This window comes from Pseudomonas sp. Marseille-Q5299, assembly GCF_943737035.1.
Classification (GTDB): domain Bacteria; phylum Pseudomonadota; class Gammaproteobacteria; order Pseudomonadales; family Pseudomonadaceae; genus Aquipseudomonas; species Aquipseudomonas putida_E.
The window spans coordinates 571479-597250 of the sequence record NZ_CALSFR010000001.1 but is presented as its reverse complement, the minus strand read 5'-3'; the positions used below and the strand labels follow the sequence as shown (position 1 = coordinate 597250).

At 63.7% G+C, this 25772-nt stretch carries 26 protein-coding genes; 5 read left to right on the top strand and 21 right to left on the bottom strand.

What is annotated here, in order from left to right:
• Window positions 1-22: 22 nt before the first annotated feature.
• The 3 genes from NGJ21_RS02635 to NGJ21_RS02625 all read right to left on the bottom strand — a co-directional run bounded on the left by NGJ21_RS02635 (window position 23) and on the right by NGJ21_RS02625 (window position 3264).
• Complete coding sequence (locus NGJ21_RS02635) at window positions 23-1201, bottom strand: vWA domain-containing protein (RefSeq protein WP_012315698.1); 1179 nt, start codon at window positions 1199-1201, stop codon at window positions 23-25.
• A gap of 12 nt (window positions 1202-1213) precedes the next feature.
• Entirely contained in the window at window positions 1214-2059 is an 846-nt protein-coding gene (locus tag NGJ21_RS02630) for an AAA family ATPase (protein ID WP_012315697.1), read from the bottom strand.
• Window positions 2060-2190: 131 nt separating this feature from the next.
• On the bottom strand, window positions 2191-3264 hold the full coding sequence (locus NGJ21_RS02625) for a DUF748 domain-containing protein (RefSeq protein ID WP_115274098.1): 1074 nt from the start codon (window positions 3262-3264) through the stop codon (window positions 2191-2193).
• Between the two features lie 132 nt (window positions 3265-3396).
• Between NGJ21_RS02625 and cysK the strand changes: the two genes are divergently transcribed.
• From cysK to NGJ21_RS02605, 4 genes are all read left to right on the top strand, one after another.
• A complete protein-coding gene (cysK, locus tag NGJ21_RS02620; protein WP_115274099.1) occupies window positions 3397-4371 on the top strand; it encodes a cysteine synthase A in 975 nt (324 codons plus the stop codon).
• 157 nt (window positions 4372-4528) lie between these two features.
• Window positions 4529-5464 (top strand): aspartyl/asparaginyl beta-hydroxylase domain-containing protein, encoded by a 936-nt coding sequence (locus NGJ21_RS02615; RefSeq protein WP_161872381.1) that lies wholly within the window; start codon window positions 4529-4531, stop codon window positions 5462-5464.
• Between the two features lie 126 nt (window positions 5465-5590).
• On the top strand, window positions 5591-5752 hold the full coding sequence (locus NGJ21_RS02610; RefSeq protein WP_174142309.1) for a hypothetical protein: 162 nt from the start codon (window positions 5591-5593) through the stop codon (window positions 5750-5752).
• A gap of 114 nt (window positions 5753-5866) precedes the next feature.
• Window positions 5867-6748, top strand: coding sequence for a DMT family transporter (locus NGJ21_RS02605; RefSeq protein ID WP_115274100.1), 882 nt, complete (start codon window positions 5867-5869; stop codon window positions 6746-6748).
• A 4-nt stretch (window positions 6749-6752) separates the two neighbouring features.
• Here NGJ21_RS02605 and NGJ21_RS02600 read toward each other — a convergent pair whose 3' ends face one another.
• From NGJ21_RS02600 to NGJ21_RS02515, 18 genes are all read right to left on the bottom strand, one after another.
• Window positions 6753-7223 carry a DUF4265 domain-containing protein gene (locus tag NGJ21_RS02600; protein ID WP_046788035.1) on the bottom strand — a complete coding sequence of 157 codons (471 nt, stop codon included), beginning with the start codon at window positions 7221-7223 and terminating at the stop codon, window positions 6753-6755.
• Between the two features lie 162 nt (window positions 7224-7385).
• Window positions 7386-8612, bottom strand: a complete 1227-nt coding sequence (locus tag NGJ21_RS02595) for a putative porin (RefSeq protein ID WP_251961751.1) — start codon at window positions 8610-8612, stop codon at window positions 7386-7388.
• Between the two features lie 390 nt (window positions 8613-9002).
• Window positions 9003-9962: a PDR/VanB family oxidoreductase gene (locus tag NGJ21_RS02590; protein ID WP_119687613.1), complete on the bottom strand. Its 960-nt coding sequence runs from the start codon at window positions 9960-9962 to the stop codon at window positions 9003-9005.
• Between the two features lie 8 nt (window positions 9963-9970).
• A complete protein-coding gene (locus NGJ21_RS02585; RefSeq protein ID WP_251961750.1) occupies window positions 9971-11005 on the bottom strand; it encodes a Rieske 2Fe-2S domain-containing protein in 1035 nt (344 codons plus the stop codon).
• A gap of 19 nt (window positions 11006-11024) precedes the next feature.
• Window positions 11025-11252: a recombinase-like helix-turn-helix domain-containing protein gene (locus NGJ21_RS02580; RefSeq protein WP_115274105.1), complete on the bottom strand. Its 228-nt coding sequence runs from the start codon at window positions 11250-11252 to the stop codon at window positions 11025-11027.
• A 10-nt stretch (window positions 11253-11262) separates the two neighbouring features.
• Entirely contained in the window at window positions 11263-12231 is a 969-nt protein-coding gene (locus NGJ21_RS02575) for a VOC family protein (RefSeq protein WP_115274106.1), read from the bottom strand.
• Entirely contained in the window at window positions 12228-13718 is a 1491-nt protein-coding gene (locus NGJ21_RS02570; protein ID WP_115274107.1) for an aldehyde dehydrogenase, read from the bottom strand. Before NGJ21_RS02570 ends, NGJ21_RS02575 begins: the two co-directional genes overlap by 4 nt.
• Window positions 13719-13728: 10 nt before the next feature.
• The gene (locus NGJ21_RS02565) at window positions 13729-14532 is read right to left on the bottom strand and encodes an aspartate dehydrogenase (RefSeq protein ID WP_115274108.1); all 804 of its coding nucleotides are present in this window, start codon (window positions 14530-14532) and stop codon (window positions 13729-13731) included.
• Between the two features lie 10 nt (window positions 14533-14542).
• Window positions 14543-16225 (bottom strand): thiamine pyrophosphate-binding protein, encoded by a 1683-nt coding sequence (locus NGJ21_RS02560; RefSeq protein ID WP_115274109.1) that lies wholly within the window; start codon window positions 16223-16225, stop codon window positions 14543-14545.
• Window positions 16218-17015, bottom strand: coding sequence for an SDR family oxidoreductase (locus tag NGJ21_RS02555; RefSeq protein ID WP_251961749.1), 798 nt, complete (start codon window positions 17013-17015; stop codon window positions 16218-16220). The genes NGJ21_RS02560 and NGJ21_RS02555 overlap by 8 nt, the downstream gene beginning before the upstream one ends.
• Before the next feature lies 1 nt (window position 17016).
• Window positions 17017-17835 (bottom strand): IclR family transcriptional regulator, encoded by an 819-nt coding sequence (locus tag NGJ21_RS02550; protein ID WP_115275499.1) that lies wholly within the window; start codon window positions 17833-17835, stop codon window positions 17017-17019.
• 5 nt (window positions 17836-17840) lie between these two features.
• Window positions 17841-18698, bottom strand: a complete 858-nt coding sequence (locus NGJ21_RS02545) for an alpha/beta fold hydrolase (protein ID WP_251961748.1) — start codon at window positions 18696-18698, stop codon at window positions 17841-17843.
• Between the two features lie 4 nt (window positions 18699-18702).
• Entirely contained in the window at window positions 18703-19242 is a 540-nt protein-coding gene (locus tag NGJ21_RS02540) for a cupin domain-containing protein (protein WP_174142406.1), read from the bottom strand.
• Window positions 19243-19257: 15 nt separating this feature from the next.
• The gene (locus NGJ21_RS02535; protein ID WP_448197161.1) at window positions 19258-20022 is read right to left on the bottom strand and encodes an SDR family oxidoreductase; all 765 of its coding nucleotides are present in this window, start codon (window positions 20020-20022) and stop codon (window positions 19258-19260) included.
• Entirely contained in the window at window positions 20022-20798 is a 777-nt protein-coding gene (locus tag NGJ21_RS02530; RefSeq protein ID WP_115274114.1) for an ABC transporter permease, read from the bottom strand. Before NGJ21_RS02530 ends, NGJ21_RS02535 begins: the two co-directional genes overlap by 1 nt.
• A gap of 29 nt (window positions 20799-20827) precedes the next feature.
• Complete coding sequence (locus NGJ21_RS02525) at window positions 20828-21805, bottom strand: ABC transporter substrate-binding protein (protein ID WP_251961880.1); 978 nt, start codon at window positions 21803-21805, stop codon at window positions 20828-20830.
• A gap of 55 nt (window positions 21806-21860) precedes the next feature.
• Window positions 21861-22697 (bottom strand): ABC transporter ATP-binding protein, encoded by an 837-nt coding sequence (locus NGJ21_RS02520; protein WP_237860781.1) that lies wholly within the window; start codon window positions 22695-22697, stop codon window positions 21861-21863.
• Window positions 22698-23022: 325 nt separating this feature from the next.
• Window positions 23023-23907 carry a DMT family transporter gene (locus tag NGJ21_RS02515; protein WP_046788086.1) on the bottom strand — a complete coding sequence of 295 codons (885 nt, stop codon included), beginning with the start codon at window positions 23905-23907 and terminating at the stop codon, window positions 23023-23025.
• 149 nt (window positions 23908-24056) lie between these two features.
• Here NGJ21_RS02515 and aceK point away from each other — a divergent pair, with 149 nt between their 5' ends.
• Entirely contained in the window at window positions 24057-25766 is a 1710-nt protein-coding gene (gene aceK / locus NGJ21_RS02510; RefSeq protein ID WP_251961746.1) for a bifunctional isocitrate dehydrogenase kinase/phosphatase, read from the top strand.
• Window positions 25767-25772: the final 6 nt, after the last annotated feature.

Sequence of the window (25772 nt, the reverse complement as noted above, 5' to 3'; positions counted from 1 at the left end):
GATAGGGCCGGTACAGGCGAAACTACTTGGACAGATACCGCATGCCATCCTCCAACCCTTGCAAGGTCAGCGGATACATCTTGTCCTCGATCAGGTCACGCACCAGGTGTGTCGATGCCGTGTAATCCCAGGCCTGTTTCGGATACGGGTTGATCCAGATGATCTTCTTGAATTTCTCCATGAAGCGCTGCATCCACACATACCCGGCCTCTTCGTTCCAGTGCTCCACACTGCCACCGGGCTGGGTGATCTCGTAGGGCGCCATGGCCGCGTCGCCGACGAACACCACCTTGTAGTCATCGCCGTATTTGTGCAGCAGGTCGAAGGTGGAGAAGCGCTCCGAAGTACGCCGCAGGTTGTTCTTCCACACCGATTCATAAACGAAGTTGTGGAAGTAGTAGTACTCCAGGTGCTTGAACTCGGTCTTGCAGGCCGAGAACAGCTCTTCGCAGACTTTGACGTGGGCATCCATCGAGCCGCCGATGTCGAACAGCAACAGCAGCTTGACCGTGTTGCGCCGTTCGGGGCGCATCTGGATGTTCAGCAGCCCGGCGTCACGTGCGGTATGGTCGATGGTGCCGTCGATGTCCAGCTCTTCGGCGGCGCCTTCGCGGGCGAACTTGCGCAGCCGGCGCAGGGCCAGCTTGATGTTGCGCGTGCCCAGCTCGACCTGGTCGTCGAGGTTCTTGTACTCGCGCTGGTCCCAGACCTTCACCGCCTTGCCCTGACGTTTGCCGGCGTCGCCCACGCGGATGCCTTCAGGGTTGAAACCGCCAGAGCCGAACGGGCTGGTGCCGCCGGTGCCGATCCACTTGTTGCCACCGGCGTGGCGTTCCTTCTGCTCTTCCAGGCGTTTCTTGAACTCCTCGATCAGTTTGTCCAGGCCGCCCAGTGACTGGATCTGTGCACGTTCCTCATCCGTCAGCGAGCGCTCGAACTCCTTGCGCAGCCAGTCTTCAGGGATCAGTGCTTCGAGGTGCCGGTCGAGGTTTTCCAGGCCTTTGAAGTAGGCCGAGAAAGCCCGGTCGAACTTGTCGAAATGGCGCTCGTCCTTCACCAGGATGGCCCGTGCCAGGTAGTAGAACTCGTCCATGTCGGCGAACACCACGCGCTGTTGCAAGGCGTTGAGCAGGTCGAGCAGTTCGCGAACCGATACCGGCACCTTGGCCGCACGCATTTCGTTGAACAGGTTGAGCAGCATGGCCGGCTCCTGTCAGCGGTTGCCGCGCCGGCTCATGAAGGCCAGGCGTTCGAGCAGTTGAACGTCCTGCTCATTCTTCACCAGGGCGCCGGCCAGCGGCGGAATGGCCTTGGTCGGGTCGCGTTCGCGCAATACCGCTTCGCCGATGTTGTCGGCCATCAACAGCTTGAGCCAGTCGACCAGCTCGCTGGTGGAGGGCTTTTTCTTCAGACCCGGCACCTTGCGCACGTCGAAGAACACGTCAAGCGCTTCGCTGACCAGCGATTGCTTGATGTTGGGGTAGTGCACATCGACGATCTGCTGCAGGGTGTCGCGGTCCGGGAAGGCGATGTAGTGGAAGAAGCAACGGCGCAGGAACGCGTCGGGCAGTTCTTTTTCATTGTTCGAGGTAATGATGATGATCGGGCGTTGCTTGGCCTTGATGGTCTCGTCGATTTCGTAGACGTAGAACTCCATCTTGTCGAGTTCCTGCAACAGGTCGTTGGGGAACTCGATATCGGCCTTGTCGATTTCGTCGATCAGCAGGATCACCCGCTCCTCGGCCTCGAAGGCTTCCCAGAGCTTGCCCTTTTTCAGGTAGTTGCGCACATCGTGGACTTTTTCAGTGCCCAGCTGGGAGTCGCGCAGGCGGCTGACCGCGTCGTACTCGTAGAGGCCCTGGTGGGCCTTGGTGGTGGATTTGATGTGCCAGGTGATCAGTCGGGCGCCGAAGGAGGCGGCCAGCTGTTCGGCAAGCATGGTCTTGCCGGTGCCTGGCTCGCCCTTGACCAGCAGTGGGCGTTCGAGGGTGATGGCCGCGTTGACCGCCAGTTTCAGGTCGTCTGTGGCGACGTAGTCGCGGGTGCCTTCGAACTTCATCGGGAGTGTCCTCTGCGGGGGCCAGTACAGGTACGGCATGTCTTCATTGGTTGTCAGCGACTATACCCCGGCCCCAGGCGGCTGCAAACGCAGACCGGGTATTCAGTCCCTGAATGGCTCGTCACGCCTGTTCAGTCGGAATCGGGCGCAGGTTGCTCATAGCGTGCATTGAACGCCTGGACAAACCCGTTGCGCAGAATCTGCAAAAACGCCTCGAAGGCGCTGATGTTCTGTTGGTGCACGCTGCCGCTGAGTTCCACACGGGTGGCGAACTGGTTTTTCGGCTGGTTCTTCAGCACCGTTTCGCTGGCCCCTACCAGCGCTTCCCACACCGAGCGGAAAAAACCCTTGTTCTTGTCCTCGATGTCCTGCTGCCAGTTGAACACGTCCACGTCGCGCAGCAACGGCTTGATGTAGCCATTGAGCCGGCCGTTTTCCGCCTGGGCCTCGATCACCACATCGCCGTGCCCGGCATTGAAATCGAACTTGCCATAGGCACTGGCGAAGTCGTTCAGCCTGCGCAGCTCCATGCCGGTTGCGCGCAGCCGGAACTCGAAATCATCGAAGTCGCTGAACGGGTCGAAGGTCGCGCGGCTCTGCACCCTGGCATCGCCCAACAGCAGGGCTTTAGCCTCGAAGCTGGCGTCGCGCCGGCCTTTGTCGTCCCGTACGTTGGTCAGGTTGCGGATATTGGCGTCGAGCCGGGTGGCCTTGAGGTCGACCGGCGGCTTGGAGTTGAAGTTGTGGAAGGTCAGCGTGCCGTCATCGATGCGCACATCGTTGAGGGTGATCGGCAGCAGTTTTTCCAGCTGCTGGCGCCAGTCTGTACCCTGACCGGTCTGCGAGGCCTGTTTGTTGCCGCCGTCGACGAAGTTGAGCACCGGTCGTAAAAAGGTGACTTCGGCCACCACAGCATGGTCATACCACAGCGCTTGCCAGCTCACCGAGAGGTCGATCAGTGGCGCATCGAGCAGCGGCACCGGAACCTTGCCGCTGGTCTTGACGATCTTCAGCCCATCGATCTGGTAGGCCCCGCGCCACCAGGCCAGTTCCACGTCCGTGACCTGGCCACGGTACTCCCCCATGTCCGCCAGCTTGTCGTTGAGGTAGTCGCGCACCAGGTAAGGCAGCGCCAGGTGCAGGGCCACCAACAGCACGACCAGGCTGGCCAGGCCGACCAGTGGCCAGCGATAACGGGCTTTCATCGCAGTGATCTCCAAGGCGGGTTGTGCGGTTGACCGCAGGCCGCCCGGGCGAGTTCGAACGGGCTTTACGGGCCAACGGGGCAGGCTTACCCTTTAAGCCTTTCCCCGCCACTTCATGCCAAGGACCCTGCCATGAGCCGTATCTACGCAGACAACGCCCATTCCATCGGCAATACGCCGCTGGTGCAGATCAACCGCATCGCCCCGCGCGGTGTGACCATCCTGGCCAAGATCGAAGGGCGCAACCCTGGGTACTCGGTCAAGTGCCGTATCGGCGCGAGCATGGTCTGGGACGCCGAGGGCAGCGGCAAGCTCAAGCCCGGCATGACCATCGTCGAGCCGACCTCGGGCAACACCGGCATTGGCCTGGCCTTCGTCGCCGCCGCCCGTGGCTACAAACTGATCCTGACCATGCCGGCCTCGATGAGCCTGGAGCGTCGCAAGGTACTGAAGGCCCTGGGCGCCGAGCTGGTGTTGACCGAGCCGGCCAAGGGCATGAAAGGCGCGATCGAGAAGGCCAACGAGATCGTTGCCTCGGACCCGGCGCAGTACTTCCTGCCAGGCCAGTTCGACAATCCGGCCAACCCGGCCATTCATGAAAAGACCACCGGCCCGGAGATCTGGAACGACACCGACGGTGCAGTCGACGTGCTGGTGGCCGGTGTCGGCACCGGTGGCACCATTACCGGCGTGTCGCGCTATATCAAGCACACCCAGGGCAAGTCGATCCTCTCGGTGGCGGTCGAGCCTGTGGCCTCGCCGCTGATCAGCCAGACCCTGGCCGGTGAGGAGCTCAAGCCCAGCCCGCACAAGATCCAGGGTATCGGCGCCGGCTTTGTGCCGAAGAACCTTGACCTGTCGATCGTCGACCAGGTCGAGACCGTGACCGATGAAGAGGCCAAGGCGATGGCCATCCGCCTGATGCAGGAGGAGGGCATCCTTTGCGGCATTTCCTGCGGCGCGGCGATGGCTGCTGCGGTGCGGCTGGCGGAAAAGCCGGAGATGCAGGGCAAGACCATCGTCGTAATCCTGCCCGACTCCGGCGAGCGCTACCTGTCGAGCATGCTGTTCGCCGACATGTTCAGCGAGCAGGAGAACCAGCAGTAAGCGGCAAGCTGCCCCTGCGCTCGGGTTTATTGCAAAATCTTCATGAGTGAGTTCCCGCCCGGGTTGTTTTTACCTGGGCGTGATGGGTTTATGATGGCAGGATGATTTTTGATGGGGGCAGGCAGCGCTGGCCTGCTCCCTTTCCAAGGAGTGTTGCATGACCTTTTCCTTCGTCGCCAAGGCAGGTGTCCTGCTGGTTTTTTTTGGCAGCGTGCTGTTCGTCCACCTGCGCGGCAAGGCGCGATTGCCAGTCCTGCGCCAGTTCGTCAACCATTCTGCGCTGTTCGCACCCTATAACAGCCTTATGTACTTTTTCTCCGGGGTGCCGTCCAAGCCGTACCTGGACCGCCAGCGTTTCCCTGAGCTGGACGTGCTCAAGGACAACTGGCAGCAGATCCGTGAGGAGGCCATGCGCCTGTTCGATGAGGGCTACATCCGCGCCGCCGAAAAAGACAATGACGCAGGCTTCGGGTCGTTCTTCAAGAAGGGCTGGAAGCGTTTCTACCTGAAGTGGTACGACAAACCGCTGCCGTCGGCCGAGGCGCTGTGCCCGAAGACCGTCGAGCTGGTCAGCGCCATCCCCAACGTCAAGGGCGCGATGTTTGCCCTGCTGCCCGGCGGCAGCCACCTCAACCCGCACCGCGACCCCTTCGCCGGCTCGCTGCGCTATCACTTGGGCTTGTCCACGCCGAACTCCGACCATTGCCGCATCTACGTCGACGGCCAGGCCTACGCCTGGCGTGATGGCGAGGACGTGATGTTCGACGAGACCTACGTGCACTGGGTCAAGAACGAAACCGACGTCACCCGGGTGATCCTGTTCTGCGACATCGAACGCCCGCTCAGCAACCCGCTGATGGCCCGCATCAACCGCAAGGTCAGCGCCTTCCTGGGCCGCGCCACTGCACCGCAGAACACCGATGACGAGCGGGTGGGCGGGATCAACCAGGCGTATGCCTGGAGCAAGCGCTTCAGCAACAGGATCAGCACCCGCGTGAAGCAGTTCAAGCGTGCCAACCCCAAGGCCTACCGCATCCTGCGGCCGGTGCTGGCGGTGGCTGTGGCGTACCTGCTGTATCGCTGGTTGTTCTGAAGTTTCGGTGCCTGCAGGGCCCTATCGCCGGCGACAGGGCCCAACAGGCATCACAGAAGCCAGCTATTGTCCTGGCCCTGATTCACCGCTATATTCCAGAGCATTCACCTCCCCGAAGACCTGCTCATGCCTGCCATCCTGTCCACCGCAAGCTTTGCCATCGCGCCAGTCGCGGGCGGGGCCGTGCGTGGCAGCCAGCAGCCGGCCATGATCAGTCATTACCCACCACCTGTCAGTGGCGTTGTAGGCGGCGTAGCTCCGCCTCGCTGCGTGGTTGTGCCGGGCTGACCGGCCTTTGGCCGCATCCCGTCACACGCGCAACCTACTGAACACGGTCGGCGGCTTCCCTAACTGAAGTTCACGCCCACCGTTCGGCTTATCTGCCCGAATACAGGTGCATGCATGTCTGTCTTTTCCAAAGCATCCGTGGCCTCGGCGGCCACTACCAGCCTGTTCGTCCTGCTGTGGAGCAGTGGCGCCATCGTCTCCAAACTTGGCCTGGCCCATGCCAGCCCGTTTGCTTTCCTGCTGCTGCGCTCAGCGCTGGCACTCGCCGGGTTGCTGCTGATCGGCCCGTTGCTGGGCCTGCGCTGGCCGCGCACACGTGGGGCGATGTTGCGAGCCCTTGGCACCGGCTGCGTGTTGCTCGGTGCCTACCAGATCTTCTACCTGCTGGCGCTCAATACCCACGTGACCCCCGGCGTGATGGCCACGGTGATGGGAGTACAACCGATCCTCACTGTGGTGCTGATGGAGCGCCAGCGCTCCTGGCGCCGGCTGTTCGGTCTGGGCCTGGGGCTCGGCGGGCTGGTGATGGTGGTCTATCAGGGTATCAACCTCGGCGGAGTGTCGCTGGCCGGGATGCTGTTTGCCTTGCTGGCGCTGGGCAGCATGACCTTTGGCTCGATCCTGCAAAAACGCATCACCGACAACCCCATGGGCACGCTGGGCCTGCAGTATCTGGCGGGTTTTGCCATGTGCGCTGTGTTCGCGCCGCTGCAGCCGCTGCACGTTGCGTGGAGCGGTAGTTTCATTGGTGCGCTGCTGTGGATGGGGCTGGTGGTTTCGCTGCTGGCGACCATGCTGCTGTACCGCCTGATCGCCAAAGGTAATCTGGTCAACGTCACCAGCCTGTTCTACCTGGTGCCGGCGGTGACTGCGGTGATGGACTTCCTGATCTTCGGTAATCGCCTGGCACCGCTCAGCCTGCTGGGAATGGGGCTGATTGTGGTCGGTTTGCTGTTCGTGTTCAGCAAGCCTGCCAGTCGCATGGCCCAAGCATAGGCCGTCAGCGAAACTCTTCGGGGATGGCGTGGCGCAGCACGCCTTCCTCGAAGTCCAGGGTGCCGGCTTCGCGCTGCGTCAGCAGGTAGTAGAGCAGGGTGTCGAGTGAGCGCGAAGGCGGGACTTCGACGGCCAGCATCCTGACCGCTTTTTCGACTTCGCTGGGGCAGCCGAAATCTTCGAGTGCCGCACGAACCTGCTCCAGATCACCGCCTGCCTTCACAAGAACGCGAAATACCGAAGCGCCGCCACTGTGCAGCAAGCCTTCGAACCAGGATTGCTCGCCCTCTTCGCTGATGCTGATGGTGTCGCCAGGTGCGATGCCGTAGGCATAGAAGGGGATGCTGTCGACCTGGTAGCCAGCCGCGGTACGTTTTGCCCAGAGGCCTTCGACCGATGCGGGTGGGTAGCCTTGGGCATCCTGCTCCAGGCGCCAGAGCACGATCTTGTAGGCTGGGGTTTGCTCGGGGGGCATGGGGCGTTACGTGTCGTGAGGGCTGCTTATCGTAATGCCCTTTGGCGTTGTTGTCTGTACTGGCCCTATCGCCGGCAAGCCGGCTCCCATCGGTAGTGCGCTGCGCAGCTCCTGTAGGAGCCGGCTTGCCGGCGATAGGGCCGGTGCAGGCCACCCAGGCTGCTAGAAGTAATACCCAATGTTTATATTGGTCCGGTAATACCAGTCATTGCTGCCCACCGAGCTGGTGCTGGTCCAGCCTGTGCCATTTTCCGCCCCCCCAAACGGGTTGGCATTGCGCGCCCAGGTCAGGTCGACCCAGGCCATGATCGGCATGGCCAGGAACTGCGCGCCAACGGTGAACATCTGCGAATCGTCCCAGCCATGTTCATCTTTCATCATCCGGCTGTAGTCGGTATAGAGCTTGATCTTTTTCAGTTGCCCAAGCTTTGGGGTCAGCACGTCATAGCCGACGTTGACTGCAGCGATGGTGGCCTTGGAGGCGATCAGGTATGCAGGGGTTAGGCCGTTGCCGCCCATCAGCACTGCGTCGTTGCTGACGCCCGCCGGGTTCTTCGGATCGTACTCATAGCGGATGGCCTGGCCCGTCACCGTCCAGGGGCCTCTGTTGAGCAGCGCGTGGACTCCGCCTGCCCAGTAATCGCCATCGTCATGGGTGGTGGCGTTGTACAGCTCGGCAGCCGCCAGCGAGGCACCCAGCTCGGTCTTCCAGCCATCGCCGCTGAAGGTACGGGCGACACGGGCGTTGACCTGGTTGTGTTTCTCGTTGTCTTGGCGCGATTGGGTAAACGGCACGGCGTTGTCGTCGAGGTCGGCATAACGCCCGACTTCCGGTGAGTAGCGCAGGCTTGAAGGCAGCATGCGCGGGAAGTAACCCAATTGCAGGTCCCACTGCGCATCCTTGTAGCTGTATTTGAGGCCTTTGCCTGCGCTGACGCCGTAGCCCATGAAGAACGGTATGTGATAGCTCCAGCCAAACTGTGGATACGGCTCCAGGCCGAACGGTTTGAACGGCGCCCCGATTTGCAGGTTGGCTTGGGGGCTGAAGCGGTAGCCAATGTAGCCACGGTCGATCGAGCGCTTGCCGTCGTCCTGGAACCAGTAGCCGACATCGCTGAACAGCTGGCGATGGTTGGCCTGCACGTCGAGGCGGAAGGTATCGAAGAGGAAGCGGCCGTTGTTTTCGGTGGTGTCCCAGTGTTCGTCGCGGTAATTGACGCGCAGGGCGCCGCCGATATCCAGGCTGCTCTGGCCGTCGTCGCTGCGCCAGGCAATATGCGGAAGGCTTTTTCGCGGTGGGTGGCTGGTCGGGGCGGCGGGGCCGGGTTCGGAAGCGAAACTTGCGCAACTGCCGAGAATCAGACCGAGGCTTATCACATATCTTTTCATGCCATGCCCTGCAAGGTTGGGAGGTTTTCCGCAGGCAAAGGGGGAGCGTCGCCCGTACTGCGGGTTTTTTGTTTTATGGGTGAGATGTTGTTTGACAAAGGAAATGGAGCAGGTTTTGTGCCAGGTTCTTTTGTTTAATAAAAACTGATTTAAAACAATTATTTATATTTGAAACGGCTTGGTTTGTACCGTATCTGGAACAGGCTGAAAGTTTGGTTACTGTTATGCCCAGGCATTGTGCGTCGATGCACTACTTTGTCTTGGGTTGTATCGGTACATGCCTTATCGCTGGCAAGTGGGCGATAAGGCAGGAATGAACAGTACAAAACCAGGTCAAAAAAAACCGGCCCATGAGGGCCGGTCAAATTTACGCGTGAGCGAATGTTCAATTCACAGATCAAGCACCAACCGCCGGCTCTTGCACCCGGACACACAGACCATCATCGATTTGTTCGCCGCCCGCTCAGCCTTGGTCAGCACCCCGTCGCGGTGGTCCACATCCCCCTCCAGCACTCGGGTCTCGCAAGAGCCACACACACCCTCACGGCAGCTGTACTCGATATCGCAGCCGGCTTCGAGCAGCACATCCAGCAGGTTCAACCCGGGTTCGACGCTGACCGTCCTGCCTGACCGGCTCAGCTCGACGCTGTAGCTGGCCTGGGCATCGTCCGATGCCGCCACTTCGGCTGCGGTAAACCGCTCGATATGCGCATGGGGGTAACCCAGGCGTTCGCAGGTCTGCTCGAAGGCATCGAGCATCGGCGTCGGCCCGCAGCAGTAGAAGTGCGTGTCCGCAGGCCGCCCGGCCAGGTAGCCGGCCAGGTCCGGCAGGCCGCCTTTCTCGTCGTTGAAGTGGTAGACCACCTTTGCCCCAAGCCCGCTGATCTCCTCCAGCAGTGCGGCTTCGGCACGCGAGCGTGCACAGTAGATCAGCTCGGCCGAGCGCCCCAGCGTCAGCAACTGGCGGAACATGCAGTAGATCGGCGTAATGCCGATGCCGCCCGCCACCAGTACGCTGTGGCTGGCGCGGGTGTCGAGGGCAAAGTTGTTGCGTGGCTGGGAGATCTGCAGTTGCGTGCCCACGCGCAGTTGCTCGTGCACATAGCGCGACCCCCCGCGGCTGGCTCGGTCACGCAGGATGCCGACCACATAACGGCCCTGGTCGCTTGGCGCGTTCAGCAGCGAATAGCTGCGCACCAGGCCATTGGGCAGGTGCAGGTCGATGTGCGAACCGGCGTCGAAGGGCGCGAACACAGTGTCACCCCAGGGGCGCAGCTCAACGCTGATGATGCCTTCGGCTTCATGGCGCAGGGTGTGCACCCGTGCACTGATGGTGGAGGAGTTGGACATCGGTCACCTCAGGCCAGTTGCTTGGTTTCGATCAGGGCCAGCTGTTCCTTGGCCTTGCCCTTGAGGTAGCGGCGCAGGCGCACCACGCCCAGGTCGTGCTGGTAGAGGTTTTCACGTTGGTTGGCGTCGAACTCCATGAATTCCAGCAGCACCCGGTCCTGCTCCAGTACCGCCCAGTGGCGCGCCTCCAGGCGGTTCTTGTAGAGGAAGCGCCAGGTGTCGCGTTGCCAGCCGGTCAGCGGCCGGGCGCGCCAGTGGAACACGGCCGACAACGCTCGGCTGCTGGGGGTGTAGCTGCCGATGATGGTGAAGTTGCCGCCCGGGCCACCGGTCTTGGGGTAGGGAATCTCCAGGCGCAGCCAGTGGCAGCCGTTGTCGAGGAATTCGGTCCAGTCGAAGTTGACCCCGCGCTGGCCTTCTTTCTCGAAGAAGAAGCCTTGTTCGGTATCGCGGGTGACGAACCTGGCGGTGGCTTCGCCCTCGCTCATGGAATGCGACATCTTGTGCAGGTAGGTGCCGTGCATCGGGTCCATGACGTTGTCGAGCACGTAGCGGTAGTCGCCTTTCCATTCGGTGTAGCAAAGGAAGCTGCTCCACTGGGGCGAGGTGAGCTGCTCGGGCAGTATCAGCTCCGGTGGTGTGTCCAGGTGCGGGTCGGTGGCGTTGAACAGAAAGATCGCCCCCGCAGCCTCGCGGGTATGGAACATCCGCGTCGGGCGGCTGCCTTCGAGCTTGCAGCCAGGGCTGCCGGGCACTTTGGTGACTGTGCCGTCGCAGCGTACTTCAACGCCGTGGTACGGGCATTGCAGGCGGTCACCCAGCACCGGCCCTTGGGACAGCGGCGCGCCGCGGTGCGGGCAGTGGTCCTCAAGCGCGTGCACGCTGCCATCGTTGTCGCGCCACAGGGCGATCTTGTAGCCCAGGCGACGGATGGAAACCGGTTTGTCGCTCAACAGTTCCGACGGCAGAACCGGGAACCAGAGGTCTTTCAGGCCATTGGCCAGGTGTTGTCCAACAGGGTCGACGGTTACATGCATGTTCATCTTGTTCTTCTCCGCAGGGTCATTCGCCCAGCCGTGCCATCAGGGTTACAAAGGCGTCTTCAGTCCACGCTCCGCTGGTCAGCGGGCAGGGCGGGCCGGCCAGGTTGAGGTGGGCGAGCAATTCCCCCAATTCGCTCACGCCGTTGCCGTAGGCGCGTTCGATGGAATCGCCGAGCAGGTCCTCGAACGGTGTGTTGGGGCGTTTGCGTGCCTGGTGCGGCTGCAGGTAAACCTCGGGTGTGCTCATGGGATCGACCTCAGTTGTGCTTGGGCTTGTCGGTGAGGAATTTGCCTTGGGGTGCTTCTGCGTGCTGCTGGCGCCGGGTGTTGCCATCGATGCCGCCGGCAATCGCCCATTCGGCGAATACGGTCGGGCCGGGTTCGAACGCGCGTGGCTGCCATTCGGCGGTCAGTTGGTCCTCGTCGGCGTAGTACTCGACCAGCGCGCCGGCCGGGTTCTTGAAGTACCAGAAGAACGCCGATGACACCGGGTGGCGGCCCGGGCCGATTTCGGTGGCCCAGCCGCAGCGGGAGATATGCATGCCGCCGCCGAACACCTCGTGCAGGTCACGTACGGTGAACGCCACGTGATTGAGGCCGGCGCGCGGGGCCGGCAGCTGGAGCATGAACAGGTCGTGGTGGCCGCCTTCCTCGGCGGTGCGCAGGAAGGCGCCGCGGTTGGGGTAACGGTCCGATGCCTGGAAGCCGAAACGTTCGTGGTAGAAGGCCTCGCAGGCGTTCACGTCCTTGACGAAGAACACCACGTGGCCCACTTCGATGGGCGTGGCACGGTCGTAGATCGGCGCCGGCTTGTTGATCCGGCCCTTGGTCTGCCAGGTGTTGTGGCCGCTGCACTCGATGTCCAGCGTGCGTTTGCGGGTGACCTGCAAGCGGATCGCCAGGCCGTTAGGGTCGGTGCAACCGATGCGGCCATTGCCTTCGACAAAGCCCGGGTCGTTGGCGATGCGCTGGCTGTACAGGGCAAGGTCCGCCTGGCTTGCGACACCCCACACCACTTCACGCACGGTCGAACCGGGCTCGATGGCCGGCGGCAGGCCGGGTTTGTCGAGGGCGGCCAGCACCACGCGGCAGCCATTGAGGGTTTCGAAGATCACCTCGTCAGGCTGTTCGCTGACTTTGCTCAAGCCCCAGTCGGTGAAGAAGCGGACGCAGGTGGCGAGGTCTTCCACGCCATAGGTGACTTCGTCGATGCCCAGTACGCTCATTGCCCTGCCTCCACGCCGGCCCAGGCCAGCGGCTGTTGGTTCATGCCCCAGTAGAGGCTTTTCTGCTCCATGTACTGCAGGATCCCCAGGCGGCCTTTTTCACGGCCCAGGCCGCTGTCACGCCAGCCGCCGAACGGCGTCGAGATGGAGAACTGCTTGTAGGTGTTGATCCACACCGTACCGGCCTGAAGCTTGCGGCCAAGCGCCCAGGCACGCTTGTAGTCACGGCTCCAGATACCGGCGGCAAGGGCGTACAGGCTGTCGTTGGCCTGGGCCAGCAGGTCTTCTTCGTTGTCGAACGGTAGGGCCACCAGCACCGGGCCAAAGATCTCTTCCTGACAAACCTGCTGGTGGTTGCCCAGCCCTTCGAGGATGGTCGGCGGGTAAAAGTAACCCTGCTCGTACAGGCCGCCGCTCGGGCGCTCACCGCCCAGGCGCAGGCGGCCACCTTCGGCCAGGCCCAGGGCCACGTAGCGCTCCACCGACGCGCGGTGGCCAGCACTGATCAGCGGGCCCATCTGCGTGCGCTCGTCGGCCGGGTCACCCAGGCGCAGTTGCGCGGCGGCAGCGGTCAGCCGGGCCATGAACGGCTCGTACAGGGCACGGGCGACGAACAGCCGGGAGCCGGCGATGCATGCCTCACCCGAGGAGCTGAAGATGCCGTACAGCACACCGGCCACGGCGTGGTCGAGGTCGGCGTCGTCAAGGACGATGGTCGGCGACTTGCCGCCCAGCTCCAGCGACACCGGCATCATCTTGTCGGCGGCGATATGGGCGATGTGTTTGCCGGTACGGGTGCCGCCGGTGAACGACACACGTTTGACCAGCGGGTGGCGGGTCAAGGCGTCACCCAGCAGTGAACCCTTGCCTGGCAGCACGCTGACCAGGCCTTTGGGCAGCCCGGCGTCCTCACAGATGCGGGCCAGTTGCAGGGCCAGCAGTGGGGTGATTTCCGCCGGTTTGATCACCACCGCATTGCCACCGGCCAGGGCCGGGGCTAGCTTCTGCGCCTCGCTGGCGATGGGCGAGTTCCATGGCGTGATCGCCGCGACCACACCCATCGGCTCGTACACGCTCATGCTGACGAAATCGCCGCGCGACGGGGTGATGGTTTCCTCCAGCGTTTCGCAGGCAGCGGCGAAAAACTGGAACGTCCCTGCCGCGCTGGCGACCAGGGCGCGGGTTTCGTTGATCGGCTTGCCGTTGTCCTGGCGTTGCAGTTGCGCCAGCTCTTCAGCGCGCTCGCGGATCAGCCCGGCGATGCGGTACAGCACAGCGGCACGTTCGTGCGGTTTGCGCTGGGCCCAGCCGCTGTGCAGGAAGGCCTGATGGGCCCCCTGCACGGCGGCTTCGACATCTTCAAGGCTGGCCGCATTGAGCCAGGCGACCGGCTCACCGGTCGCCGGGTAGCACGAGGCGTAACGCTCGCCGCCGCCCAGGCGCCAAGTGCCGGCGATGCACAGCGGTAAGGTCTGTTCCAGAGTCATTGGCAGTCCCCTAGATGGAAATGGCATGGGCGTGGTTGCCAAGGGCGCGAACCACGCTGTAGACGGTCAGTGCCGAGGTCTTCGGGTTGGCCGGCAGCGGTTTGCCGCGCAGGCTCATTTCGAAGCGGCCGAAGGCGCCGCGGGCCTCGACCTGGTGCACGTTTTCTTCGCTGAGCGGGTCAGCGATCAGGGTCACGCGGGTGCGGTCAAGGCCCAGCCCGGCCAGTGACAGCGTGGCCGCGACGTTGGCGTTTTTCGGGTACAGCCGCGCTGCCTCACGGGCGCTGCCGTCGAAGATCACGGTCGCTTCTGTAAGGGCGTCCAGCGTACACACCTGCTCGGCGGGGGTGCTTTGCCAGGCGCGCGCCGGTTTGCGGCCGGTGTAGCTGACCGCGTCCAGGCCACCGACCTTGGCTGCTGACAGTGCGTCGATGCCGCCAATGGCGCCGGGCAGCAGTTCGATACGCGTGTTGCCGTGTGCCGCTGCCGCTTCCAGGCGCTCGACCAGGCCAGGCTCGGACAGCGCACCAACCGAGACGATCAGGCAGGCAACCCCGCGCTCCAGCGCTGGCAGCACGTGCTCTTCGATTGCCTTGTGGCCGGCGCATTCGACCAGCAGGTCGGGGCGCGCGTCGGCCGGCAGGGCGGTGAGTACCTGCGGCGGCCGGCGCAAGCTCGCCAGGCGCTGACGTACCAGCGCTTCAGAGCCGGCCGAGGCAATCACCGCATCGACGCACAGCAGCGGGTCTTTCTCCAGCAGCTCGAGCACGCCGACGCCAATGGCACCGCAGCCGATCATGGTGATATGCAACATGGCGTGGTCCTCAGGCCGTGGCCTTCTGCGCCTTGGTTTCGCTGTTGGGCGGGCCGGCGAACTGGGTAGCGAAGCCGCCAACGCTGAGCATGTCCACTTCCAGCAGGAACGGGCCTTGCGCGCCCAGGGCGCCTTCGAGCACCTCGCCGAAGTGTTTCAGGTCGCTGACCAGGCCATGGCGCAGGCCGAGCGATTCGGCCAGCTTGCTGTAGTTCGGCGTGTGCAGTTCGACGTAAGCGTGGCGGGCGCCGTAGATGGCGTCCTGGATGTTGCGGATAACGCCATAGCGCTGGTCGTTCATCAGCAGGATGACCACGTTGGCGTTCTCCTGCACCAGGGTCGCCAGCTCACCCAGGTTGAGAATGAAGCCACCATCGCCTGCCAGGGCGAACACTTTGCGCTCCGGCGCTGTCTGCGCCGCTGCCACGGCAGCGCCGATGCCCATCGCCAGGCCCTGGCCGATGCCACCGCCGAGTGCGTGCACGCCGGACAGGGGGTGATAGAGATTGAGCAGGCGGTTGCCCCAGATGCTGTTGGACAGCGTCACGTCGCGCACCCAGGTGAAGTTGCGCCCGGTCTGCGTTTGCAACTGCTCGACCAGCGACGCATACGGGCCCAGGTCGGCGACCAGCTGTTTGCGTGCCTGCTCGCGCACATTCTTGAGTTCGGGCAGAAAGTTCGGGTCGATGTTCAGGCGGCCCTGCAGGCGGTCGGCCAGGCCCTCCAGGGCCAGTGCCGCATCGCCACAGATGAACAGGTCGCTGGGGTAACTGCGGCCTTCGATGGCCGGGTTGACGTCGATGCGCAGGGTAGTGCGCGGCAGCTTCAGGGCGTACTTGAAGGTCTCGTTGCTGCGCAGGCGGGAACCGGCCACCACCAGCGCATCGCAGGTCTGCATGAAGCCTTCGACCAGCTTGTTCTGCGAGAAGGCCCCCAGGCAGCGCTCATCGTCTTCGTTGACCACGCCGCGGCCTTGGGTCGAGGTGATCACCCCGACGCCCATGTCCAGCAGGCGCTTGACCTGCGCGCCGGCATGCCGGGCGCCGCCGCCCAGCCATAGCAGTGGGCGGGTGGCGCTGGCCAGGCGTTCGGCAACCAGGTCGAGGGCTTCGGCGGCCGGTGCGGCGACCGGGATAGGCAGTGGCGACAGGTCGGTCGGCATGGCGATGAAGGCCGACTGGATATCGATCGGGATCTCCACGCTGACCGGGCCGGTGGGGGCGGTGAGGGCGGTCTGCACGGCCAGCTTCAAGGTGCTCAGCGCGGTTTCGACGCTGCGCACGCGAAACGCTGCCTTGGACACGGCCTTGAGCATGGTCAGCTGGTCGCGTGCCTCGTGAATGTAGGCCAGCTCCTGGTCCAGGTACGGGGTTTCGATCTGCCCGGTGATGTGCAGCAGGGGGGTGCCGGCGGTCAGCGCTTCGACCATGGCCCCGGCGGCGTTGCCGGCGGCAGTACCGGTGGAGGTCAGGCATACGCCCAGGCCACCGATGCTGCGGGCATAGGCATCGGCCATGTTGGTGGCCCCGGCTTCACCGCGGGCCATGACGAAGCGGATGTTGCCGCGCACAGCGAAGGCATCGAGGATCGGCATGTTGTGGATCGAGATCACGCCGAACGCCGCCCTGACGTCGCATTGCTCGAGGAACGCGGTGATGACGGCACCGACGGTGACAGTGTTTTCGTTACGCATGGCGGGACAGGCCTCCGGATACATCGATATGACTGCCAGTGGTGTAGGCCGACAGAGGCGAAGCCAGGAACAGGATCGCCTGCGCCGCTTCCTTCGGCAGGCCAAGGCGGCCCAAGGGAATGTGTTTGCGTTGCGCCAGCTGTGCGGTCCATTGCGACCAGTCCAGCTCGCGCTCTTCGCGGGCCTCGAAGCGGCGGCGCCATTGCCCCGACTCGACCAGGCCGATGAGGATGCCGTTGACCCGGATGCCGTGTTCGGCGAATTCGAAGGCCATTGAGCGCACCAGGTTCTTCAGCCCGGCACGGGCGGCCGAGGTGGCGACCATATGCGGTTCGGGCTGGCTGGCCAGCAGCGAGTTGACGCACACGATCGAGGCGTTAGGCTGGCCCTGCAGTTGTGCCATGAACGCGCGTACCGGGTGGATGACCGAGAAGAATTTGAGCTGCAGTTCTTCGTTCCAGGCCTGGTCGGTGGTGTCGGCAAACGTCGACACGCGGCCCTGGCCCGCATTGTTGACCAGCGCCTGGGCCGGGCCCAGTGCGGCCAGGCTGGCGGCGGCAAAGGCCCGCACGGAATCGGCGTCGAGCACGTCGCACACCTGGGCCAGCAGGCCCGCCTCTGGGAAGCGTTCGCGCAGCCGGGTTTCGGCACTGCGCAGGCGGTCTTCGTCGCGCCCGCAGAAGGCTACGCGGGCGCCGGCTTCGAGCAGCAGTTCGACACAGGCGTAGCCGATGCCGGACGAGCCGCCGGTGACGATCACCGTGCTGTCTTGAAGTTGGTAGGGGTTCATCTCAGTCCCTCATCAGCGCGGTGACGCGGCCGTGACCGGTGTTGGGCGTGTAGTTGAGCAAGCGCGACAACTCATCGGCACTGCCCCGCACCTGGCCCAGCAGGTTGTCGAAATTGACGTGGCCGATCTGCACGGTCGGGATGGTCAGGCCGAGCGCTGCGACTACTTGGCCGCTGTCATCACGCACGGGTGCAGCCACCGTGGAGATGGTCGACTCGAAGAAGCCTTCGCCGCTGACATAGCCGCGCAGGCGATCGGCCTGGACCAGGTCGAACAGCTCCAGCACGGTCTTGGGCGTGCACGGCGAAAACTGCTCCAGATGCTCTTCGGGATACAGCTCGCGCAACTCGCTCAGGCTCAGGTCGGCCAGCAGGATGCGCCCCAGCACCGTGGCGTGGGCCGGCAGGCGCGTGCCGACGGTAACTGCGCTGGAGAACACCGAGGGTGGTGAAACCTTGGCCACGTAGACGATCGAGCGACCGTCGCGTACCACCAGGTTGCTCGGGTAGTTCAGGCGATCGCACAGCCGTGCCAGCAGTGGCTGGCCCAGTTCGGTCAGCTCCAGCGAGGCCAGGTATTCGAAGCCCAGGCGCAGTACCGACATGCCCAGGCGGTATTCGTTGCCGCTGCGGGTGACGAAGCCCATGGTTTCCAGGGTGGTCAGCAGGCGGAAGATGGTCGAGCGGGGCAGTGACAGGCGCCGGGCCAGTTCGGGGGCGGTCAGGGTACGGTTCTGCCGGCTGAATTCGCACAGCAGCAGCAGGCCGCGTTCCAGGCCCGGGACAATGTACTTGTCCTGGTTTTCCTTCAACGGATCCATTTCGTTCATAGCGCGCTACCTGTGAGAGAGGCGTCCAGGGCGCGGGCCAGCAGGCCCGTCACCGTGTCAGGTTGTTCGATGGCGCAGGCATGGCCAGCGCCGGGTATCAGTTTGAAAGGGGCGCCCAGAGCATCGGCCAAGGCCTGGCAGTCGTCCGCGCGGGTGATGCCGTCGGCGCTGCCGCAGTGCACTTCGCAGGGCACTGCCTGCGGCGCGTGGCGCAACAGGTGGTCGCCGCACAGCAGCTCGATGGCTTGGCGGTAGCCGTGCGGCTGTAGCCGCGCCATGTTCCACTGCACCCAGGCCAGCGCCTGGGCACCGGCGTCTGGCGACAGCAAATGTGCACTGCGCTCGCGGGCCATTTGCCCGATGCCCATGTGGGCCAGGCTGTGCAGGCGTTTGCTGCGCACGGCAAGACCTTGCTCGGGTTGCGCCCCGTAACCGCGTGCCGGGCTGAGCAGTACCAGGCGGTTGACCCGCTGCGGGTGGGCCTGGGCGAACGCGGCGGCAGTCAGCGCCCCCAGGGAATGGCCCACCAGCACACAGCGCTCGATGCCCAATGCGTCGAGTGTCTGCAGCAAGCGCCCGGCATAGTCGCGGGCGCCCGGCACAGGCCTCGGCAGTGGCGCGGACTGGCCGTAGCCGGGGGCATCCCAGGCGATCACCCGTGCCCGCTCGCTCAAGCCCAAGGCCACTTGCAACCAGCTGGCCGCGCCCGAGCCGATGCCATGCAGCAGCACGATGGCCTCGCCGCTACCGGCCTCACGTACCGCCTGCAGCCCTTGGTCAAGGCGTAGCAGGCGTTCGGCAAAGCGCTGTTCGAGCTGGCTTAGCAAGGGGGCGATGAGGGTGATCGGCATCATCGGCTTACCCGCGCTTGATCGATGCCAGCGGGTGCGCTGGTGGGTAGGTCGGGGTCACCGGCTTCTTGGCACCGAGCATCACGCACATCAGTGCGTCCTCGTCACCCACATTGATCTCTTCGCGGTACACCCCTGGCGGCACCGAGATCAGGTCGCGGTCGGTGAGGATGGTTTCGAAGCGCTCGCCGTCTTTTTCGATGACCACCTTGAGCTTGCCGCGCAGCACGAAGAACACTTCCTCGACGTCGGTGTGCAGGTGCGGCGGGCCTTCGTGGCCGGCCGGGATGACCATGGTGGAAAAGGTGAAGTGCTCGGACGCGATGGTGTTCATGTCACTGCCAACCCCCGTGCCGCCGGTGCCCACGTAGCGCATCTGCGCGCGGCGGAACTTGGGGTCGTAGTCGGCCTGGAACTTCAGCGCATCCCAGTCGTAGCGGCGCGTCTGGTAGCGCGCGATGCGCGTCTGCATCCAGCTGGCCAGGTCGGCGTCGGCGGGGCGGTCCCAGGATTTCGGGGCGTCGTGTTGCACAGAGAGGTCAGTCATGGAGGTCTCCTTTGCTCAGGGCATGACGAACCCGCCGTTGACCGGCAGGGTTTGTCCAGTGATGAAGCGCGACAGGTCGGACAGGGCGAACAGCACCGCGCCACTGACGTCGTCGGGCAGTTGCGGGCGCTGGATGGCCCGTTGTTCGGTGTACAGCCGGTGGCGGGCCTCGGGCACATAGGCGGTGGCTTCGACCAGCACCAGGCCGGGGGCGATGGCGTTGACGGTGATGTTGGCGTTGCCCAGCTCGCGGGCCAGGCTGCGGGTCATGGCGATCACCGCGCCTTTGCTGGCGACATAGGCCAGCAGGTTCGGCGCCCCCCACAGCGGGGTGTCGGAGGCCAGGTTGATGACCGCGCCACGGCCGCTTTCGCGCAGCGCCGGCAGGGCGGCGCGGGTCATCAGCCAGGTGCCGCGCACATTCACCTGCATGACCTGGTCCCAGGTCTCGATGTCCAGTTCCTCGCAGCTCTTGCCGCCGGAGTTGGTGATCGAGGCGTTGTTGACCAGGCCGTCCAGGCCGCCCAGGCGCTTGACCGCGCGCTCGATGCAGGCCTCGATGGACTCGGGGCTGGCAAGGTCCAGGCTGACGCCGCTGACATCCAGGCCCATACCGCTCAGCTCACAGGCAGCCTGCTGCACGCGCCCGGCGAGCACATCGGCGATGACCACCCGGGCGCCGGCCTGGGCAATGGCCTGGGCAAAGGCATAGCCCAGCCCGCGGGCGCCACCGGTGACCAGCACGCGGCGGCCCTGGAGAAGGTTGTGGAAGCTGCTCATCATTGGCTACTCAGCATGGCTTTGGGGAGGTAGTGCAGGACGCGCTTTTCGGCCCACACCACGGCGCCGTAGGCGAGCACGCCGATCAGCGTGAGCATGACGATGGCGACGAACACGCCCGCGGTGTTGCCCTGGCCTTCGGCATCCACCAGCAGAAAGCCCAGGCCCTGGTTACCGCCCACCAGCTCGCCGACGGTGACGCCGATGACGGCCAGGGTCGAGGCGATGCGCAGGCCGGAAAACAGCGCGGCCATGGCCGAAGGGAACTCCACCAGGCGGAAGATCTGCCAGCGGCTGGCATTCATGGTGCGCACCAGGTTGATCATGTCCGGGTCGACGGTGCGGATGGCCGAGAGCACGTTGATCATCACCGGGAAGAACACGATCAGGATGGCGATGAGGATCTTCGGGTAGATGGTGTAGCCCAGCCACATCACGAACAGCGGGGCGAAGGCCACCTTGGGTGCGATCTGCAGCGCCAGGATGTAAGGCGAAAGCATCGCTTCGGCCGAGGGCGACAGCCCCAGCGAGACGCCGATGGCCACCCCCAGCAGAGCACCAAGGGCGAAGCCGACGATGATTTCGAAGGCAGTGATCAGGGTATGTTCCAGCAGGCCGCCGGAGTGCCACATCAGCACGCTTTCCTGAGCCACCCGGCTCAGTTGCGGCATGACGAACTCGGGCATGCCGACCAGTCCCGGGCCCCATTGCCAGAGCGCCAGGAACAAGACCAGCAGGGCGATGCTGCCGGCCACAGAGGGATTGATATTTCTCATCGGGTGCTTACCTTGTCATTGCCGGGCCGTCACTGGGCCGCGGTACGGGTTTCGATGAACTGGTTGCTGTAGAGCTCGTCGAGCGTGGGTTCGCGGTTGACGATGCCCTCGCTGACGTAGAACTTGCGCACGGTGTCCAGGCGCTCAGGGTCGATGCGGCCGAGTACCGGCTGGCCGGCGTAGACGTATTCCACGTACAGGCGCAGGGTCTTTTCCAGCGAGGCCTCTTTGCCGGCGTAAGCCGGGACTGCACGGGCGAAGGTGGCGGCGGCCGCCTTGGGGTCATCGATGATGTCCTGCAGGCCGCGCAGGGTGGCCTGAACCACACCGCGGACGATCTGCGGGTGATGTTCGATGGCGTCGTCTGAAGCGAGGATCGCCTGGGCCATGCTTTCAAATACCTGCTCGCGCGGGATCAGCGCGTACTTGAGCCCGGCGTCTTCGGCGTTGACCACCCAGTCCGGCACCCCGGCCATGGCCTGGGCCTTGCTGGCCGAGAACAGTTGCCACACGCCCGAGGGGCCGGCTGCCTGGATATCCACATCGTCCTTGCTCAGGCCAGCCTTGCGCAGCGAAGCGAGCAGGGCGTAGTAGGTGGTGTCGGAGTAGGACATCACTGTCAGGGTCTTGCCCTTGAGCTGGCTGACCGAGTGGATGTTTTCGCTGGCGTTGGTAGCGATCATGGTGACCCCGCCGCCACCGAGCACCGCCACTGCACGTACCGGGATGCCGTTGGGGCGCACGATGATCGGCGTGTCACCGATGGCGCCGCCAACCAGGGCGTTGCCCGCGCCGATCTGCTTGGCCACGTCGACTCCGCCTTTGGCGGCGATGAAGATCAGGTCCAGGTCCTGGGCCTGGTAGTAGCCTTTTTCCTTGGCGATGATCCAGGGCGCGAACGCCGGCAGGCTGGGTGGAGCAGGCAGCAGGTAGGTGACCTTGGTGGGCTCGGCCTGGGCATGGGCTGCCAGGCTCAGGGCCAGGGTTGCCAGGGCGGTATGAGCCATGCGCTTGAGGTGTGTGGTGAACATGCTAACTCCCAAGTGGTGAGTGGGGCGTCGGTCAGTGCAGGTCGAGGTCTTCGCCGACCTTCAGCAGATCCATCAGGCGGCCGGCCAGCGGGCCGATTTCCGGCAGCTTTCGGCGTTCCAGCGGGTTGTTGCGATAGGGCAGGTCGATCTCGATTTCTTCGATGATCGTGCCAGGGCGGGCGCTCATCACCAGCAGGCGGTCGGACAGCGCAATGGCCTCGACCAAGTCGTGGGTGATGAACAAGGCGGTCTTCTTTTCCTCGAACAGCATCTGCGCCAGGTCCTGTTGCAGGATCATCTTGGTCTGCGCATCAAGGGCCGAGAACGGTTCGTCGAGAAACAGCACCTGCGGGTCGATCGCCAGGGTGCGGGCCAGCGCGGCGCGCTGGCGCATGCCGCCGGACAGCTGGAACGGGTAGTGGTCGGCGAAGCCTTGCAGGTGGCAGCGCTTGAGCAGATCCTCGGCGATGACCTTGCGCTGGCTGGCAGGCATTCCCTGGATTTCCAGGCCCAGTTCGACGTTGCGGCGGATGCTGCGCCATGGCATCAGCAGGTCTTTCTGCAGCATGAAGGCAACTTTGGGGACGGGGCCGTTGACGGCTTCACCGCCGACCAGCACTTCGCCTTCCGTGGGCCGGTACAGGCCTGAGCCCATGTTGAGGATGGTGCTTTTGCCACAACCGGAAGGACCGATGATCGACACCACTTCGCCGCGACGGATCTGGAAGTTCACGCCTCGGATGGCGAATGGGGCATCCGTCTTGCCCTTGGCGGGGAAGGCCTTGCCGACATTACGGAATTCGATTTCCGTGGGGGCCGGGTCTTCGTTGCGCTGCGGTACATGCCATTGCGGGGCGATTGCGTACATCTCTTTCACAGCCATGGGCGCGGTCTCTGGTCTGTTTTATAGGTGATACGCCGTTTAGTGCATGAACAATGCCAGGTGGGTAATTTCCAGAATTAAATATGAAAGTGCTTAGTTATTAAGTGTTTGCGAAGTTATGACCTGTTTTGCTTTGTTTTATATATGAAACGTAGTTTTCTATGTGGCACAAAAATGCCCAGCAACCGCGCATGAATTTGGCTTCGTGCGTAGTTGCCGGGCATTTGGGGTAACGTCAAAGTGTGTGGTTTTACTGGTGAAACGGTGTTGGATTGATCGCCGACAAGCCGGCGCCTACAGGGTTGCTGTATCAGGCCTGAGCGCGGCGCGCGGGCTTGAGCACGAGCCACAGCGCGGCAGCGATCAGCAGGCCGCCATACAGGTGGCCCATCGACAGCGATTCGTCCAGCAGCCACGCGCCCCACAGCACACCGAAGACCGGAATCAAGAAGGTCACGGTACTGGCCTTGACCGGGCCAATCTCGGCCAGCAGGCGGAAGTACAGGATGTAGGCGAAGGCCGTGCACACAAGGCCCAGGCCCAGCAGCGACAGCCACACCTGCCAGCCGCCCCAGCTGGCAGGCGGCTGGGTCAGCGCACTCCAGGCGAACAGTGGCGTCATCATCAGCGTGGCGCCGAGCATGCTGCCCAGCGCCGAGAGGCGGCTGTCCAGGCCGCTGATCCAGCGCCGCGCCAGAAAGCCTGCGAAGCCATAGCAGGTGGTTGCCGCCAGGCAGGCCAGGGCGCCTTGCAGCAGTGCCATGTCCAGTGCCACCGGGCCCGCGCCACTGAGAATGCCGACACCGAACAGGCCAAGGAAGATGCCGCACAATTTGGGCAGGGTCATGGCCTCGCGGAAGAACAGTGCGCCGATCAGCACCCCCATCAGTGGCGTGGTGGCGTTGAAGATCGCCGAATACCCCGCCGGCAGTACCTGGGCTGCCACCGAATAGAAGGTGGCGGGGATGCCTGAGTTGATCATGCCCAGGACCAGGCAAGCGCCGAGTTTGCCCTCGAAGTTCCAGCGTACGCGGGCTGCGGCGAGTATGGCGATCAGGCCGAGGCAGGCGATGGACACGCGAAAGAAGGCGGTAGGCACGGTGCCCAGCTCGGGGGCGATGATGCGCATGAACAGAAAGCTCGCCCCCCAGACGGCGGCAAGGGTCAGCAGGCGGGTCAGGGCGATGGGGCTCACGGTGGTCTCCGGGTACAGGGCAGGGCGCGAGTGTACGCGATGGCGCACGGGCGGTTCTTGTCCTTTCTTGCGGTGTAAGCCGGTAGAGGCTCCGCAAAGTTGCACAGGCGACTAAGCTGTCTAACTCACCCCGCACCGAGGTGTCCTGCATGACCCAGCACTGGCCGGCCGGCGAAATCGCCCGGATGATCCTCGATGGCTTCGACGACTACCGCGAACACTTTCGCCGCATCACCCTGGGCGCCCGCGAGCGCTTCGAGCAGGCGCGCTGGCAGGACATCCAGCGGGCAGCGGCGGCGCGGATCAACCTCTATGAGCAGAAGGTCGGTGAGGTCAACGGCTGGCTGCGTGACGGGTTCGATGAGGAGGTGCTGCTGGAGGTCGAACAGTGGCCGTTGGTGAAAAGTGCCTATATACGCCTGATCGACCCGCGGCTGGACGATGAGCTGTCGGAGACCTGGTACAACTCCTTGTTCTGCAGCCTGTTCAGCCATGATCAGATCAACGACGGCTGCATGTTCATCCACACCACCCGGCCCTCGATTCGCAACCATGAGCGTGCTGCACAGACCCGCACTTATACGCCCGATGGCAGCCTCAAGGGCCTGTTGCGGGCTATCTTCTGCGACTATGCATTCGCGTATGGTGACCTTGAGCACGACTTGTCACGCCTTGAAGAGCAACTGCGCGACTGCCTGCCAGACTGGGTATGCAAGGACCCGGCCCTGGCCGTTGAACTGTTCGTGCCGGTGCTGTACCGCAACAAGGGCGCCTATCTGGTGGGCCGGCTGTACAACAGCGATGAACAGTGGCCCCTGGTGATCCCGCTGCTGCACCGCGAAGGCCATGGCATCGAGGCGGATGCGCTGATCACCGACGAGGCCGAGGTCTCGATCATCTTCTCCTTCACCCGTTCGTATTTCATGGTCGACGTGCCGGTGCCGGCCGAGTTCGTCAATTTCCTCAAGCGCATACTGCCAGGCAAGCACATTGCCGAGTTGTACACCTCGATCGGCTTCTACAAGCACGGCAAGTCGGAGTTCTATCGCGCGCTGATCAACCACTTGGCCAGTACCGACGACCGTTTCATCATGGCGCCCGGTGTGCGCGGCATGGTCATGAGTGTGTTCACCCTGCCGGGCTTCAATACCGTATTCAAGATCATCAAGGACCGCTTTTCGCCGTCCAAGACGGTCGACCGTGCCACGGTGATCGACAAGTATCGCCTGGTGAAGAGTGTCGACCGGGTTGGGCGCATGGCCGATACCCAGGAGTTCGCCGACTTTCGTTTCCCCCGAGGCAAGTTCGAGCCTGAGTGCCTGGCCGAGCTGCTGGAGGTGGCGCCGTCCACCGTGGCTGTGGAAGGCGATACGGTGCTGGTCCGCCATTGCTGGACCGAACGGCGCATGATCCCGCTCAATCTGTACCTGGAGCAGGCCAGCGAAGGCCAGGTGCTCGAAGCGCTGGAGGATTATGGCCTGGCCATCAAGCAGTTGGCCGCAGCGAACATCTTTCCAGGCGACATGCTGCTGAAGAACTTCGGGGTTACCCGCCATGGTCGTGTGGTGTTCTACGACTATGACGAGATCAGCTACCTGACCGAGGTGAATTTCCGCCATATCCCACCGCCGCGCTACCCGGAGGACGAGATGTCGGGGGAGCCGTGGTATTCGATCGGGCCGCACGATGTATTCCCGGAGGAGTTCCCGCCGTTTCTGTTTGCCGATATGGGCCAGCGGCGTTTATTCAGCAGGTTGCATGGGGAGCTGTATGACGCGGATTACTGGAAGGGGCTGCAGGCATCTATCCGCGAAGGCAAGGTGATCGATGTGTTCCCGTATCGGCGCAAAGGGCGCTGAGGCGGG

What these genes read in the sequence shown, in the direction of transcription:
- NGJ21_RS02595 (WP_251961751.1), bottom strand. Translation starts at nt 8,612, where the DNA reads ATGAAAAGATATGTGATAAGCCTCGGTCTGATTCTCGGCAGTTGCGCA.
- NGJ21_RS02565 (WP_115274108.1), bottom strand. Translation starts at nt 14,532, where the DNA reads ATGTTGCATATCACCATGATCGGCTGCGGTGCCATTGGCGTCGGCGTG.
- NGJ21_RS02590 (WP_119687613.1), bottom strand. Translation starts at nt 9,962, where the DNA reads ATGTCCAACTCCTCCACCATCAGTGCACGGGTGCACACCCTGCGCCAT.
- NGJ21_RS02525 (WP_251961880.1), bottom strand. Translation starts at nt 21,805, where the DNA reads ATGGCTCATACCGCCCTGGCAACCCTGGCCCTGAGCCTGGCAGCCCAT.
- NGJ21_RS02615 (WP_161872381.1), top strand. Translation starts at nt 4,529, where the DNA reads ATGACCTTTTCCTTCGTCGCCAAGGCAGGTGTCCTGCTGGTTTTTTTT.
- NGJ21_RS02575 (WP_115274106.1), bottom strand. Translation starts at nt 12,231, where the DNA reads ATGAGCGTACTGGGCATCGACGAAGTCACCTATGGCGTGGAAGACCTC.
- NGJ21_RS02605 (WP_115274100.1), top strand. Translation starts at nt 5,867, where the DNA reads ATGTCTGTCTTTTCCAAAGCATCCGTGGCCTCGGCGGCCACTACCAGC.
- NGJ21_RS02555 (WP_251961749.1), bottom strand. Translation starts at nt 17,015, where the DNA reads ATGAACCCCTACCAACTTCAAGACAGCACGGTGATCGTCACCGGCGGC.
- NGJ21_RS02585 (WP_251961750.1), bottom strand. Translation starts at nt 11,005, where the DNA reads ATGAACATGCATGTAACCGTCGACCCTGTTGGACAACACCTGGCCAAT.
- NGJ21_RS02550 (WP_115275499.1), bottom strand. Translation starts at nt 17,835, where the DNA reads ATGGATCCGTTGAAGGAAAACCAGGACAAGTACATTGTCCCGGGCCTG.
- NGJ21_RS02630 (WP_012315697.1), bottom strand. Translation starts at nt 2,059, where the DNA reads ATGAAGTTCGAAGGCACCCGCGACTACGTCGCCACAGACGACCTGAAA.
- NGJ21_RS02570 (WP_115274107.1), bottom strand. Translation starts at nt 13,718, where the DNA reads ATGACTCTGGAACAGACCTTACCGCTGTGCATCGCCGGCACTTGGCGC.
- aceK (WP_251961746.1), top strand. Translation starts at nt 24,057, where the DNA reads ATGACCCAGCACTGGCCGGCCGGCGAAATCGCCCGGATGATCCTCGAT.
- NGJ21_RS02520 (WP_237860781.1), bottom strand. Translation starts at nt 22,697, where the DNA reads ATGTACGCAATCGCCCCGCAATGGCATGTACCGCAGCGCAACGAAGAC.
- cysK (WP_115274099.1), top strand. Translation starts at nt 3,397, where the DNA reads ATGAGCCGTATCTACGCAGACAACGCCCATTCCATCGGCAATACGCCG.
- NGJ21_RS02635 (WP_012315698.1), bottom strand. Translation starts at nt 1,201, where the DNA reads ATGCTGCTCAACCTGTTCAACGAAATGCGTGCGGCCAAGGTGCCGGTA.
- NGJ21_RS02535 (WP_448197161.1), bottom strand. Translation starts at nt 20,022, where the DNA reads ATGAGCAGCTTCCACAACCTTCTCCAGGGCCGCCGCGTGCTGGTCACC.
- NGJ21_RS02545 (WP_251961748.1), bottom strand. Translation starts at nt 18,698, where the DNA reads ATGATGCCGATCACCCTCATCGCCCCCTTGCTAAGCCAGCTCGAACAG.
- NGJ21_RS02530 (WP_115274114.1), bottom strand. Translation starts at nt 20,798, where the DNA reads ATGAGAAATATCAATCCCTCTGTGGCCGGCAGCATCGCCCTGCTGGTC.
- NGJ21_RS02600 (WP_046788035.1), bottom strand. Translation starts at nt 7,223, where the DNA reads ATGCCCCCCGAGCAAACCCCAGCCTACAAGATCGTGCTCTGGCGCCTG.
- NGJ21_RS02610 (WP_174142309.1), top strand. Translation starts at nt 5,591, where the DNA reads ATGCCTGCCATCCTGTCCACCGCAAGCTTTGCCATCGCGCCAGTCGCG.
- NGJ21_RS02580 (WP_115274105.1), bottom strand. Translation starts at nt 11,252, where the DNA reads ATGAGCACACCCGAGGTTTACCTGCAGCCGCACCAGGCACGCAAACGC.
- NGJ21_RS02540 (WP_174142406.1), bottom strand. Translation starts at nt 19,242, where the DNA reads ATGACTGACCTCTCTGTGCAACACGACGCCCCGAAATCCTGGGACCGC.
- NGJ21_RS02560 (WP_115274109.1), bottom strand. Translation starts at nt 16,225, where the DNA reads ATGCGTAACGAAAACACTGTCACCGTCGGTGCCGTCATCACCGCGTTC.
- NGJ21_RS02625 (WP_115274098.1), bottom strand. Translation starts at nt 3,264, where the DNA reads ATGAAAGCCCGTTATCGCTGGCCACTGGTCGGCCTGGCCAGCCTGGTC.